Source organism: Klebsiella sp. BIGb0149 (genome assembly GCF_004362605.1).
Taxonomy (GTDB): Bacteria; Pseudomonadota; Gammaproteobacteria; order Enterobacterales; family Enterobacteriaceae; genus Klebsiella; species Klebsiella terrigena.
The window spans coordinates 81,727-95,594 of record NZ_SNYG01000006.1; the positions used below are offsets into that span (position 1 = coordinate 81,727).

Below are 13,868 nucleotides of genomic sequence, written 5' to 3' on the forward strand. Positions count from 1 at the left end.
AAAACCGTTGCCCCCTCCAGTGCTGCTGTTAGAATGCCGGTTAATATGACTTTCATCATCAGGAAACGTTATGAAACCGACCACTATCGCCCTGCTGCAGAAATGCAAACAGGAGAAGAAGCGCTTCGCCACCATCACCGCCTACGACTATAGCTTCGCAAAGCTGTTTGCCGATGAGGGCATCAACGTGATGCTGGTTGGCGACTCGCTGGGCATGACGGTACAGGGCCACGACTCCACGCTGCCGGTGACGGTTGAAGACATAGCCTACCACACCCGGGCAGTACGCCGCGGCGCTCCGGCCTGCCTGCTGCTCGCCGACCTGCCGTTTATGGCCTACGCCACGCCGGAACAGACCTTTGCCAATGCCGCCGTGGTGATGCGCGCGGGGGCGAATATGGTCAAAATCGAAGGCGGCGCGTGGCTGGCTGAGACCGTAAAAATGCTGGCAGAACGGGCGGTACCGGTTTGCGGCCATCTTGGCCTGACGCCGCAGTCGGTTAACGTTTTTGGCGGCTATAAGGTCCAGGGACGCGGCGACGCGGCGCAAGCGCTGCTTGACGACGCGCTGGCGCTCGAAGCCGCAGGCGCGCAGCTGCTGGTGCTGGAGTGCGTGCCGGTCGCACTGGCCCAGCGCGTTACCGACGCGTTGACCATCCCGGTGATCGGCATCGGCGCGGGCAACGTTACCGACGGGCAAATCCTCGTTATGCATGACGCCTTCGGCATCACCGGCGGCCATATCCCTAAATTCGCTAAAAATTTCCTCGCCGCAGCAGGCGACATACGCGCGGCGGTACGGCAGTATATTGCCGAAGTGGAGTCCGGCGTCTATCCGGGCGAAGAACACAGTTTCCATTAAGGAGTCTTGTTGTGCTGATTATTGAATCCCTGCCGCTGCTGCGTCAGCATATCCGCCGTTTACGTCAGGAAGGCAAGCGCATTGCGCTGGTCCCCACCATGGGCAACCTGCATGACGGTCATATGAAGCTGGTTGATGAAGCGAAAGCCAGCGCTGACGTCGTGGTGGTCAGCATTTTCGTTAACCCGATGCAGTTCGACCGCCCTGACGATTTGACGCGCTACCCGCGCACGCTGCAGGACGATTGCGAGAAGCTGAACAAACGCAAAGTGGACTTCGTATTCGCACCGGCTCCGGCGGAAATCTATCCGCACGGTACCGAAGGTCAGACCTACGTCGATGTTCCAGGCCTGTCGACCATGCTTGAAGGGGCCAGCCGTCCGGGCCACTTCCGCGGCGTCTCCACCATCGTCAGCAAACTGTTCAACCTGGTGCAGCCGGACGTTGCCTGCTTTGGCGAGAAGGATTTCCAGCAGCTGGCGCTGATCCGCAAGATGGTTGCCGACATGGGTTACGATATCGAGATTATCGGCGTACCGATTATCCGCGCCAAAGATGGCTTAGCGCTCAGTTCACGCAACGGCTACCTTACCGCTGACCAGCGCAAGATCGCCCCAGGGCTGTATAAAGTGCTGAATAGCGTGGCGGAAAAGCTGGCGGCCGGCGATCGTAATCTGGATGAAATGATTACCCTTGCCGGGCAGGAGCTGGACGAAAAGGGCTTCCGCTCCGACGATATTCAGATCCGCGATGCGGATACGCTGCTGGAGCTGACGGAAACCAGCCAACGGGCGGTGATCCTGATGGCAGCATGGCTCGGCCAGGCGCGTCTTATCGACAATAAAATCGTCGAGCTCGGCCTGTAGACAAAGGTTAAAAACCGGGCAATACTGCCCGGCATTTGCTCAAGCGGATGCGATATCCGCTTCGTTTTCGTCAGATAGATACCCGCAATAGTTCGAGTGCAGCCAGCCTGTATGCCGCTTGAAGTATGACGGGAATAAAGGTAGACACTATGATTCGTAATATGCTGCAGGGCAAACTCCACCGCGTAAAAGTCACTCAGGCCGATCTGCACTATGAAGGCTCCTGCGCTATTGACCAGGATTTCCTTGATGCGTCCGGGATCCTCGAAAATGAGGCGATCCATCTCTGGAACGTGACTAACGGTAACCGCTTCACCACCTACGCCATCGCCGCCGAGCGCGGCTCCAGAATCATTTCCGTTAACGGCGCGGCGGCGCACTGCGCCAGCGTCGGCGATATTCTGATCATCGCCAGCTTCGTCACCATGAGCGATGAAGAAGCCCGCAGCTGGAGGCCAAAGGTCGCCTATTTTGAAGGCGACAACGAAATGAAGCGCCAGGCCAAAGCCATTCCGGTCCAGGTTGCCTGATGCCTTGCGACGCCCTGCTCAGGACGGGCGTCGAGCTATCCCTGCGGCTGGTTGCTGATCAGCCGCGACATCGTCTCCAGCGAATCCGTGCGCAGAATATAGAGCCGCTTCAATAAGAACGGATTATCCCCGGGTTTCACCTTCCCTCTCACCGTGGTCACCGCCATATGAAAACCGGCGTCGTTCGCGGCCTTCACCGCCGTGGCGTTATAGCCGCCAAACGGATAGGAGAGATAGAGCACGTGCGGATTAAACTGCGTCAAGGCGCGGCGCGAGTGCTCAAAATCAAACAGGATATTGTGGTAGCTGCGGCTCAGCAGAATCGGACGATGCCCGCCGTCAACCCGATGCAGAAAGTGGGTATGCGACTGCACGTCAAAGACGTCCTGAATCTGCTTCAGCTCAGAAATACTCATAAACTGCAGTGACTTAGGCGCCCATTTCTGCGGATGGCGCTTAATGCGCGAGGAGATAATAAACGCCGTAGCGTGAAAGCCATACTGCTTGAGGATCGGCCATGCGTAGCGATTGACCGACTTCAGGCCGTCATCAAAGGTGATCGCCACCGAGCGCGCCGGCAGGTTGATCTTATTGCGCACGTAGCCTTCCAGCTGATACATGTTCAGGGTGGTGTAACCCTGGTCGCGCAGCCAGGTCATCTGGTTGCTGAAGGCGCGAACGGAGGTGGTGGTCGAGGTATGGCGAAAGCGGGTGTTCTCTTCATCACGCAGGATGTGGTGATAGGTGAGGATCGGAATGCCGTTATCCTGCTGGGCGTCGAGGCTACTGACCCACGCCAGGCGATTGCCGATGCGAATTTGAAACCAGGTCTGATTGAGCCGGTCTTTTAGCTTGCTGATTATCGGATAGCGTAAATTATCCGCCAGCGTGCCGAACGGCGCGCTGCCGCTGGAGGGGGCGTCGTAGACCGGGGTATCTTTCCAGGTGAGCAGGTTTTGATTGCTCAGCGGCTTATGCAAATCGCCGAGGCTGTCCTCCACCCGCTGCTTGCCCTGCACCGGCTGCAGGTGGCCTTTATCGATAAAACCAGTACCAAAGCCGAAGCTGAACTCATAATAGTCGGCGGCGGTCGGCACGACGGCAATAATTTGCCCGGCGCGGATATTGCCGACGCTGACCACCTCATTGCCTATCTGCGCCCAGATAACCGCATCTTCAGCGGTTTGCATATAGCGCGCAGGCACGCCCTGTTGGCTTAACAGGCTGGCAGAGGCGCTGAGCGACGTCAGCACAAGGAGCAGAGCAAAGATTCGGGCAAACATCGACGTCTAACCGCTGGAAAGAAACTGCCGCCATTGTAACAAAAGCGGCATCAATACCAACGCCTAATTCCCGTACGCTTCATGCAGCAGGCGGAAAGGCGGATTTTTTTGCTGCTGGTGCCAGAGGCTGCTGACCGTCGGGCCTCCGGCGCTGACTATCGCCTCGCGAAACGCTTCGCTGCTCAGGCTCTCGCGCAGCAGATACATTCGCTCTAACAATGGATAGTCGATTCCGGAGATCACTTCGCAGTGGGTGTGCTTATGGCTCATCAGCGCCGCGACCCGATACGGCGCCGCGCCGGTTTCATCGGTCAGAAAGATCGCGCCATCGCCGCTGTCGACCGCGTGCAGCGCCTCGCACATCATCCGGCTCAGCATATTGCTGCTGAGATTGCGCCAGTAGTTCACCGCCCGACACTGCGTCAGCGGCCCATATCTTTTTTCCAGACGGCCCAGCAGCTCCTGCGCCTTCTCGTCATGACACGCAATAACCCAACCTAACATCGCCTACCTCCTTAGCAGGAGGCTAATTTAACAAGGGGAATGATTGATGTCGGTGATGGCAGTCAAGATTAGCCGATGGCGCTTCGCCTAATCGCTCAGCGAAGCGCCAATAACGGTCCGCTAGCTGCGCAGACCGCGTCCGCGCTGGATCAGAGACCAGCACAGCAGGTAGAACGCGACGATAAAGACCACCAGTACGCCAAAGGTGGTAATCAGCGGAACATCGTTGATACCGAGGAAGCCGTAGCGGAAGCCGCTGATCATGTAGACGATCGGGTTCAGATGCGACAGCGCCTGCCAGAACGGCGGCAGCAGGGTCAGAGAGTAGAATACCCCGCCGAGGTAGGTCAGCGGCGTCAGCACGAAGGTCGGGATCAGGCTGATATCGTCAAAGGTTTTGGCAAATACCGCGTTCAGCAGGCCCGCCAGCGAGAAGAGGATGGCCGTCAGGATCAGCGTCAGCCCAACGAACAGCCAGGAGTGAACCTGGAACGGGACGAAGAACAGCGAGATCGCGGTGACGAGGATCCCGACAAACAGCCCGCGCGCCACGCCGCCGCCAACGTAGCCGATGATAACCACGTGCGTCGGCACCGGCGCCACCAGCAGCTCCTCAATATTGCGCTGGAATTTCGCGCTGAAGAAAGAGGAGGCCACGTTGGCGTAGGCGTTGGTGATCACCGCCATCATAATCAGGCCCGGCACGATAAACTGCATATAGGTAAAACCGTGCATTTCGCCGATGCGCGAACCGATCAGGTTGCCAAAAATGACGAAATAGAGCGTCATGGTGATCACCGGCGGCACCAGCGTCTGGATCCAGATACGCATAAAACGGTGGATCTCTTTGGCCCAGATGCTTTTCAGCGCGACCCAGTACAGCTGCATCATGCTGATTCTCCTTTCCTGTCATGTACCAGCGTGACAAACAGCTCTTCCAGGCGGTTGGCTTTGTTACGCATGCTTAAAACCTGAACGCCCTGCGCGCTCAGCTGAGAAAATACGCTGTTGATCCCCTGCTCGCGCAGCACCTCAACTTCCAGAGTTGAGGTATCCACCAGCCGATACTGATAGCCTTCGAGCACTGGCAGCGGGCTTTTCGGCGCCAGATCGAGAATAAAGGTTTCCGATTTTAGCTTCGCCAGCAGCGCCTTCATGGAGGTGTTCTCCACCAGCTCGCCGCGCTGAATAATGCCGATATTGCGGCACAGCATCTCCGCCTCTTCCAGGTAGTGGGTGGTGAGGATAATGGTGGTGCCTTTATCGTTCAAATCCTTGAGGAAGCCCCACATCGAACGGCGGAGTTCGATATCCACGCCCGCGGTTGGTTCATCGAGGATCAGCAATTTCGGCTCGTGCATCAGGGCGCGGGCGATCATCAGACGGCGCTTCATGCCGCCGGATAGCATCCGCGCGCGCTCGCCGCGCTTTTCCCATAGATCGAGCTGTTTCAGGTATTTTTCGCTGCGTATCACCGCTTCTTTACGCTCAACGCCGTAGTAGCCCGCCTGGTTGACGACGATCTGCTGCACGGTTTCGAAGGGGTTAAAGTTAAACTCCTGCGGCACCAGGCCGAGCTGGCGCTTGGCGTTAACCACGTCCTTCTGCAGGTCGTAGCCAAAGACGTTGACCTGGCCTGAGGTTTTATTGACCAGCGAGCTGATAATGCCAATCGTGGTGGATTTACCCGCGCCGTTCGGGCCCAGCAGCGCATAAAAGTCGCCTGCCTCAACCTGCAGGTCGATCCCCCGCAGCGCCTGAACCCCGCCGGGGTAGGTTTTTGTAAGCTGTTTTAGTTCCAGAGCAATGGTCATTAAATGTCTCTTCTCGTGTCGTGACACGCGATGGGTTGTTTTAAAAAACGTGAGGTTAACCTATATTAGCGCAACGCACTTACCTGGTTATAGGCCGTGAACGTCCATGAACGATATAGATACACTCATCAGCAACAATGCACTATGGTCAAAAATGCTGGTGGAAGAAGACCCCGGTTTTTTTGCAACCTTGTCTCAGGCGCAAAAACCGCGCTTTCTGTGGATTGGATGTTCTGATAGCCGCGTACCCGCTGAGCGGTTAACGGGCCTGGAGCCTGGCGAACTGTTTGTACACCGCAACGTTGCCAACCTGGTGATTCACACCGACCTGAACTGTCTTTCCGTGGTGCAGTACGCCGTTGATGTGCTGGAGGTCGAGCATATTATCATCTGCGGCCACTACGGCTGCGGCGGCGTGCAGGCGGCGATTGAAAACACCGAGCTGGGCCTTATCGACAACTGGCTGCTGCATATTCGCGATATCTGGTTTAAACACAGTTCGCTGCTGGGCGAGATGCCCGAAGAGCGCCGCCTTGATACGCTGTGCGAGCTGAACGTGATGGAGCAGGTCTATAACCTGGGTCACTCAACGATTATGCGCTCGGCGTGGAAACGCGGGCAGAAGGTGACGATCCACGGCTGGGCCTACGGCATTCACGATGGCCTGCTGCGCGATCTTGACGTGACCGCCGTCAGCCGCGAAACCCTCGAACAGCGCTACCGTCACGGCATTTCCAACCTCAAAATCAAGCACATCAACCACAAGTAGCCGACGCGCTTCTCACATCCGGACGGGCGGCGCGCCGCTTAGCCGGGTGCCGCCATATTGCCTACCTGCGCCCTACTCGTCCAGCAGCACCACTTTGCCTACGTACGGCAGATGGCGATAGCGCTGGGCGTAATCAATACCGTAACCAACAACGAATTCGTCCGGGATAGCAAAGCCGACAAACTCAACCGGTACGCTCACTTCGCGACGGCTCGGCTTATCCAGCAGCGTACAGATGGCCAGCGATTTCGGCTCGCGCAGGCTGAGGATCTCACGCACTTTAGAGAGCGTGTTGCCGGAGTCGATGATGTCTTCCACGATCAGGACATCTTTACCGCGAATGTCTTCGTCCAGATCCTTGAGGATTTTAACGTCGCGGGTCGTGGACATGCCGCTGCCGTAGCTGGAAGCGGTCATAAAATCGACTTCATGCGGCACCTGAACTTCACGGCACAGGTCGGCCATAAACATAAATGAGCCGCGCAGCAGCCCCACCAGCACCATTTCGCTGCCGCTGTCTTTGTAGCATTCGTTGATTTGACGACCCAGTTCGGCGATACGCGCTTTGATCTCGGCTTCCGGGATCATCACTTCTACAGTATGTTTCATTAAACTAACCACTTGATTCTTAATGTAAATCATCAAAGCCGCTGCTCTCACATCGACGTTGACCGGCAAGCTGACCAGTATACCAGTAAAAAGAAATCTGCGGTGCAGGGAATAATAAAAGCTATTTTGTGATTCCGATCACACTTGTTAAATCCTATAATTAATTGCATCTAAAATATTAACAAACAAAACGAGTAACCTTCTATGGCAGAAACAAAACCTCAACAATCGCGGCGACTCGTCGTGACGCTGACTGCGCTCTTTGCAGCGTTCTGCGGTCTCTATCTTCTCGTTGGCGGGGTATGGCTGGCCGCTATCGGCGGCTCCTGGTACTACCCGATTGCCGGCCTGGTGATGCTCGCCGTTACCGTTATGCTGCTGCGCGGTAAGCGTTCTGCGCTCTGGCTGTACGCCGCGCTGCTTCTCGCCACCATGATTTGGGGAGTCTGGGAGGTCGGCTTTGACTTCTGGGCGCTCACCCCGCGTAGCGACATCCTGGTGTTCTTCGGCATCTGGCTGATTTTGCCCTTCGTCTGGCGTCGCCTGCCCGTCCCTTCCGCCGGCGCGGTTGCCGGGCTGGTTATCGCCCTGCTGATCAGCGGCGGGATCCTGACCTGGGCCGGATTTAACGATCCGCAGGAAGTGAACGGCACCCTGAGCGCCGACGCCACGCCTGCGGCCCCGATCTCCGCCGTTGCCGACGGCGACTGGCCGGCATATGGCCGTAACCAGGAGGGCCAACGCTATTCACCGCTGAAGCAAATCAACGCCGATAACGTGAAGAACCTCAAGGAAGCCTGGGTGTTCCGCACCGGCGACCTGAAGCAGCCGAACGATCCGGGTGAGATCACTAACGAAGTGACGCCGATTAAGGTCGGCAACATGCTCTACCTGTGTACCGCCCACCAGCGTTTGTTCGCCCTGGACGCGGCGACCGGGAAAGAGAAGTGGCACTTCGATCCGCAGCTGAACGCGGACCCATCCTTCCAGCACGTGACCTGCCGCGGCGTCTCTTACCACGAAGCCAAAGCCGACAGCGCGCCGGCTGACGTCGTCGCCAACTGCCCGCGCCGCATCATCCTGCCGGTCAACGACGGTCGCCTGTTCGCCATTAACGCCGACAACGGCCAGCTGTGTGAATCCTTTGCCAACAAAGGCATTCTCAACCTGCAGACCAACATGCCGGTGACCACTCCGGGGATGTACGAACCGACATCCCCGCCGATCGTTACCGATACCACCATTATCATCGCCGGCGCGGTGACCGATAACTTCTCTACCCGCGAGCCGTCGGGCGTGATTCGCGGTTTCGACGTCAATACCGGCAAGCTGCAGTGGGTGTTCGATCCGGGTGCCAAAGACCCGAACGCGATCCCCGACGACCAGCACCACTTTACGCTGAACTCCCCTAACTCGTGGGCGCCTGCGGCCTATGACGCGAAGCTGGATTTAATCTATCTGCCGATGGGCGTCACCACGCCGGATATCTGGGGCGGCAACCGTACGCCGGAACAGGAGCGTTACGCCAGCTCTATCGTGGCGCTGAACGCGACCACCGGTAAACTGGTATGGAACTATCAGACCGTTCATCACGATCTGTGGGATATGGATATGCCGTCGCAGCCAACCCTCGCAGATATTGACGTCAACGGTAAAACCGTACCGGTTATCTACGCGCCGGCCAAAACCGGTAACATCTTCGTTCTGGACCGTCGTAACGGCGAGCTGGTCGTCCCGGCGCCGGAAAGACCGGTTCCGCAGGGCGCGGCGAAAGGCGATTACGTTGCCAAAACGCAGCCGTTCTCCGACCTGAGCTTCCGTCCGAAGAAAGATTTGACCGGTGCGGATATGTGGGGCGCCACCATGTTCGACCAGCTGGTGTGCCGCGTTATCTTCCACCAGCTGCGCTATGAAGGCATCTTCACCCCGCCGTCTGAGCAAGGCACGCTGGTATTCCCGGGTAACCTCGGCATGTTCGAATGGGGCGGTATCTCCGTCGATCCGAACCGTCAGGTGGCGATTGCCAACCCGATGGCGCTGCCGTTCGTCTCTAAGCTGATCCCACGCGGCCCGGGCAACCCGATGGAGCCGCCAAAAGATGCGAAAGGCTCCGGCACCGAGTCCGGCGTGCAGCCGCAGTACGGCGTGCCGTATGGCGTAACCCTCAACGCCTTCCTGTCGCCGTTTGGCCTGCCGTGCAAACAGCCGGCCTGGGGCTACATCTCCGCGCTGGATCTGAAGACTAACGAAGTGGTGTGGAAAAAACGTATCGGGACGCCGCAGGACAGCCTGCCGTTCCCGATGCCGGTCCAGGTGCCGTTTACGCTCGGCATGCCGATGCTGGGCGGCCCGATCTCCACGGCGGGTAACGTGCTGTTTATTGGCGCTACCGCGGATAACTACCTGCGCGCGTACAATATGAGCAACGGTGAGAAGCTGTGGCAGGCCCGCCTGCCGGCGGGTGGCCAGGCGACGCCGATGACCTACGAGGTTGATGGCAAGCAGTATGTTGTCATCTCCGCCGGCGGTCACGGTTCGTTCGGGACGAAAATGGGCGACTACATCGTCGCTTACGCCCTGCCGGACGAAGCGAAATAACCGCTGCAGTTGAAGAGCAAAAGGCCCGGTGAGAACCGGGCCTTTTCTTTTGTATAACAGGCCGCGCGGCCGGGCTAGACCGTGAAGCCGAGCATCATGCCGGTATCCTCATGCTCCAGCAGATGGCAGTGCGCCATATAGGCAAACTCCTTCGGCGCGTCGTGCTCGAACTTCACCAGCACTTCGCTGACGCCGCCGTCGACCCGGACGGTATCTTTCCACCCCGTCCGATGCGCGGCGGGCGGCCGGCCGTTTTCCGACAGAATGCGGAACTGGGTACCGTGGATGTGGAACGGGTGCAGCATCATGTCGCCTTTGCCGGAGATGACCCAGCGCTCATACTCTCCCTTCGCCGCAGCGAACATCGGCACGCCCATATCAAAAGCTTTGCCGTTGATACGGTTGGCGTTGTGGAAATCGAACGCACCGTCGCCGTGGTTCATCTGCCCCATACCCGCGTGGTTCATCTTGCCCATCTCGCCGTGGTTCATATTTCCCATGCTGCCGCTATCCATCATGCCGCCGTGGTGCATGCCTGACATCGCTCCGTCGCCGTACTTTTTCATCAGCGCCTGCATGCCCATCATATCCAGCATCGGATCCATCGACAGCTGCAGCGTGCGCTGGGTCAGGCCAGCCAGCGGCGGCAGCCCGGGCATCGCCGCCAGGGTATCCGGCAGCTGGCCGGATGCCTGAATCGTCAGCGGCTGGACGCGCAGCACCGGCTGCGGTTTGTCGAACGGGGCAATCGCCATGCCCATCTGGCTGACCGGCAGCGTGATCAGATCGAAGGCTTTGCCGTCGCGGGTATCCACCAGCACTTCAAAGCGCTCCCCCATCAATGCCGGCAGCTCGCTCACCTTGACCGGCTCGGCAAGCAGCCCGCCGTCGCTGGCTACCACGTACATCGGTCGGCCGTCGCTGGTTGAGAAATTGAGCGAACGGGCATTGCAGCCGTTAAGCAGGCGCAGACGCAGCCAGCCGCGCGGGGCGGCGTGCTCGGGATAGAGCGCCCCGTTGGTCAGCAGCGTATCGCCAAACCAGCCGACGGCCGCGCTGATGATATCGAGCTGATAGTCAATTTCGCCGGCGGCGGTGAAGCGCTTATCCTGCACGATCACCGGCACGTCATCGATCCCCCACTGCTTGGGCAGCAGCAGGCGCTCGCTCTCCTCATCGGAAATCAGCACCAGCCCCGCCAGCCCCATCGCCACCTGGCGCCCGGTTTTACCGTGCTGATGCGGGTGGAACCAGCAGGTGGCGGCCCGCTGTGCCGGCGTGAAGCTCACGCTGCGGGAAGCCCCTGGCGCAATGACCCCCTGTGGCCCGCCGTCAACTTCGCCTGGGACCTCCAGGCCGTGCCAGTGCACGGTGGTCTCCTCGGCCAGGCGGTTATGAATATCCACGGTGACCGCCTCCCCTTTTTTGAGGCGCAGCGCAGGGCCCAGCAGATTACCGTTATAGCCCCAGGTGGTGGCGCTATGGGGACCAAACTGGGTTTTCCCTGCCTGGATGGTTAACGTGATGCGATTTCGCGCGTCGGCGGCAAGCAGTTCAGGTATCGGCAATGCCGGGCGAGCGGCGGCAAACGCCGGGCGGCTCCAGAGCGGAAGCGCGCTGAACGCGCTAAGCGCGGCGGTTAATTTGATAAATTCACGACGTTGCATTTCACATCCTTTTATTCTGCTGGTGAACTTTTGAGCTTAAACCCTCCAGCAACGGGAAGGTCAAGCAGAAGAGTAAGAATAAAGCTCGGCGTCATGTAAAGAAGTATGCTAACTTTGTTCGTCCGTGATTCAATGGTAAACAAAATGAAGACGCTTTGCAGAACACTAGTGCTCGGCAGCCTGCTTGCACTATCCGCCAATAGCTACGCGTTAAGCGAGTCGGAAGCGGAAGATATGGCTGATTTAACAGCGGTATTTGTTTTTCTGAAAAACGACTGCGGTTACCAGAACCTGCCTAATACCCAGATCCGTCGCGCGCTGGTCTTTTTTGCTCAACAGAATCAATGGGATCTGAGCAACTACGACAGCTTTAATATGAAAGCGCTCGGCGAAGACAGCTACCGCGATCTCAGCGGCATCAAGATTTCGACCCCCAAAAAATGTAAAGCGCTGGCGCGCGATTCGCTCAGCCTGCTGGCTTACGTTAAATAGCGCCGCACCGCAGAATTTCCGCCCGCTATCGCCTCTATTTTCAGGCGTATTCGCCCGTACGCGCATTGCTGAAATATCCGCCGTGCATCCTCATCTATAGTTGGCTATGATGTTGCGCTCGTTTTTTACGGGTGTAACAGATGTTAACGAAGGAGGAATCAATCCGTGGCCGATAGCAAACTGTGGCATGAAACGCTGCACGACCATTTTGGTCAGTATTTTACCGTTGATAACGTGCTGTATCACGAGAAGACCGATCATCAGGATTTGATCATTTTTGACAACGCCGCTTTTGGCCGCGTGATGGCGCTGGACGGCGTGGTGCAAACCACCGAGCGCGATGAGTTTATCTATCATGAAATGATGACCCACGTTCCGCTGCTGGCCCACGGCCAGGCGAAGCACGTGCTGATCATCGGCGGCGGCGACGGCGCCATGCTGCGCGAAGTCTCCCGTCATCCGCATATCGAAACGATCACTATGGTTGAGATTGACGCGGGCGTGGTTTCTTTCTGCCGCCAGTACCTGCCAAACCACAACGCCGGCGCCTACGACGATCCGCGCTTTACGCTGGTTATCGACGACGGCGTCAATTTTGTTAACCAGACGACGCAAACGTTTGACGTCATTATCTCCGACTGCACCGACCCCATTGGTCCCGGCGAAAGCCTGTTCACTTCGGCCTTTTATGCAGGCTGCAAGCGCTGCCTGAACCCCGGCGGAATTTTCGTTGCCCAGAACGGCGTGAGCTTTCTGCAGCAGGATGAAGCCGTCGACAGCCACCGTAAGCTGGGCCACTACTTCAGCGACGTCAGCTTCTATCAGGCGGCGGTACCCACCTATTACGGCGGCATCATGACCTTCGCCTGGGCGACGGACAATGACGCCCTGCGCCATCTTTCCAGCGAAATCATCCAGGCGCGCTTCCACAAAGCAAACCTCAAGTGCCGCTATTACAACCCGGCAATTCATACGGCGGCATTCGCCCTACCGCAATATCTGCTGGATGCGCTGTCCGTCAGCGATCTTAAATAAGGGGGTGAACTAAATTGAAAAAATTGAAGCTGCACGGCTTTAACAACCTGACCAAGAGCCTGAGTTTTTGCATTTACGATATCTGCTATGCCAAAACGGCGGCAGAGCGCGACGGCTATATCGCCTATATCGATGAACTCTATAACGCCAACCGCCTGACCGAGATTTTGTCCGAGACGTGCTCAATAATCGGCGCCAATATCCTGAATATCGCGCGCCAGGATTATGAGCCGCAGGGCGCCAGCGTCACCATTCTGGTCAGCGAAGAACCGATTGACCCGCAGCTTATCGATCAAAGCGAGCATCCTGGCCCGCTGCCGGAAACCGTGGTCGCCCATCTCGATAAAAGCCATATCTGCGTCCATACCTACCCGGAAAGCCATCCCGAGGGCGGGCTCTGTACCTTCCGCGCTGATATTGAAGTATCAACCTGCGGCGTCATTTCGCCGCTGAAGGCGCTGAACTATCTTATCCACCAGCTGGAATCCGATATCGTCACCATTGACTACCGCGTTCGCGGCTTTACGCGTGATATCAACGGGATGAAGCACTTTATCGATCATGAAATTAACTCGATACAGAACTTTATGTCCGAAGACATCAAGTCGCTGTACGACATGGTGGACGTCAACGTGTACCAGGAAAATATCTTCCACAGCAAGATGCTGCTGAAGGAGTTCGACCTGAAGCACTACATGTTCCATACCAGGCCAGAAGATTTAAGCGAAGAGGAGCGCAGGGTCATTACCGACCTGCTGTGGAAGGAGATGCGCGAGATTTACTACGCCCGCAACATTCCGGCGGTGTAAAGCGTTGGCGGAGCACGGAGGCTCCGCCGG

At 57.6% G+C, this 13,868-nt stretch carries 14 protein-coding genes; 8 read left to right on the forward strand and 6 right to left on the reverse strand.

The genetic code is table 11. From position 1 onward, the window contains the following. Positions 1-70: 70 nt before the first annotated feature. The 3 genes from panB (at position 71) to panD (ending at position 2,258) form a co-directional block, all read left to right on the forward strand. Positions 71-862 (forward strand): 3-methyl-2-oxobutanoate hydroxymethyltransferase, encoded by a 792-nt coding sequence (gene panB / locus EDF75_RS19835; RefSeq protein WP_133600629.1) that lies wholly within the window; start codon positions 71-73, stop codon positions 860-862. Between the two features lie 11 nt (positions 863-873). After that, positions 874-1,728 (forward strand): pantoate--beta-alanine ligase, encoded by an 855-nt coding sequence (gene panC / locus EDF75_RS19840; protein ID WP_041144089.1) that lies wholly within the window; start codon positions 874-876, stop codon positions 1,726-1,728. Positions 1,729-1,877: 149 nt separating this feature from the next. Continuing rightward, entirely contained in the window at positions 1,878-2,258 is a 381-nt protein-coding gene (gene panD / locus EDF75_RS19845) for an aspartate 1-decarboxylase (RefSeq protein ID WP_095103716.1), read from the forward strand. Between the two features lie 35 nt (positions 2,259-2,293). On the opposite strand, the gene EDF75_RS19850 is transcribed toward panD, so the two are convergent. The 4 genes from EDF75_RS19850 to EDF75_RS19865 form a co-directional block, all read right to left on the reverse strand. Then, entirely contained in the window at positions 2,294-3,541 is a 1,248-nt protein-coding gene (locus EDF75_RS19850; RefSeq protein WP_133600630.1) for a polysaccharide deacetylase family protein, read from the reverse strand. Between the two features lie 63 nt (positions 3,542-3,604). Beyond that, entirely contained in the window at positions 3,605-4,045 is a 441-nt protein-coding gene (locus EDF75_RS19855) for a PTS sugar transporter subunit IIA (protein WP_133600631.1), read from the reverse strand. Between the two features lie 120 nt (positions 4,046-4,165). Next, positions 4,166-4,936 (reverse strand): ABC transporter permease, encoded by a 771-nt coding sequence (locus EDF75_RS19860; RefSeq protein ID WP_045859825.1) that lies wholly within the window; start codon positions 4,934-4,936, stop codon positions 4,166-4,168. After that, a complete protein-coding gene (locus EDF75_RS19865) occupies positions 4,933-5,859 on the reverse strand; it encodes an ABC transporter ATP-binding protein (protein WP_041144085.1) in 927 nt (308 codons plus the stop codon). Before EDF75_RS19865 ends, EDF75_RS19860 begins: the two co-directional genes overlap by 4 nt. Before the next feature lie 106 nt (positions 5,860-5,965). Here EDF75_RS19865 and can point away from each other — a divergent pair, with 106 nt between their 5' ends. Further along, a complete protein-coding gene (gene can / locus EDF75_RS19870) occupies positions 5,966-6,628 on the forward strand; it encodes a carbonate dehydratase (RefSeq protein WP_133600632.1) in 663 nt (220 codons plus the stop codon). Between the two features lie 72 nt (positions 6,629-6,700). On the opposite strand, the gene hpt is transcribed toward can, so the two are convergent. Beyond that, entirely contained in the window at positions 6,701-7,237 is a 537-nt protein-coding gene (hpt, locus tag EDF75_RS19875; RefSeq protein WP_041147520.1) for a hypoxanthine phosphoribosyltransferase, read from the reverse strand. Positions 7,238-7,441: 204 nt separating this feature from the next. Here hpt and EDF75_RS19880 point away from each other — a divergent pair, with 204 nt between their 5' ends. Continuing rightward, positions 7,442-9,835 (forward strand): glucose/quinate/shikimate family membrane-bound PQQ-dependent dehydrogenase, encoded by a 2,394-nt coding sequence (locus EDF75_RS19880; RefSeq protein WP_133600633.1) that lies wholly within the window; start codon positions 7,442-7,444, stop codon positions 9,833-9,835. 74 nt (positions 9,836-9,909) lie between these two features. On the opposite strand, the gene cueO is transcribed toward EDF75_RS19880, so the two are convergent. Continuing rightward, a complete protein-coding gene (cueO, locus tag EDF75_RS19885) occupies positions 9,910-11,502 on the reverse strand; it encodes a multicopper oxidase CueO (protein WP_133600634.1) in 1,593 nt (530 codons plus the stop codon). Between the two features lie 144 nt (positions 11,503-11,646). On the opposite strand from cueO, the gene EDF75_RS19890 reads away from it, so the two are divergent. The 3 genes from EDF75_RS19890 (at position 11,647) to speD (ending at position 13,838) form a co-directional block, all read left to right on the forward strand. Beyond that, complete coding sequence (locus tag EDF75_RS19890) at positions 11,647-11,994, forward strand: YacC family pilotin-like protein (RefSeq protein ID WP_095104103.1); 348 nt, start codon at positions 11,647-11,649, stop codon at positions 11,992-11,994. A 165-nt stretch (positions 11,995-12,159) separates the two neighbouring features. Further along, positions 12,160-13,029, forward strand: coding sequence for a polyamine aminopropyltransferase (gene speE, locus EDF75_RS19895; RefSeq protein ID WP_133600635.1), 870 nt, complete (start codon positions 12,160-12,162; stop codon positions 13,027-13,029). Between the two features lie 14 nt (positions 13,030-13,043). Then, positions 13,044-13,838, forward strand: coding sequence for an adenosylmethionine decarboxylase (speD, locus tag EDF75_RS19900; protein ID WP_133600636.1), 795 nt, complete (start codon positions 13,044-13,046; stop codon positions 13,836-13,838). Positions 13,839-13,868: the final 30 nt, after the last annotated feature.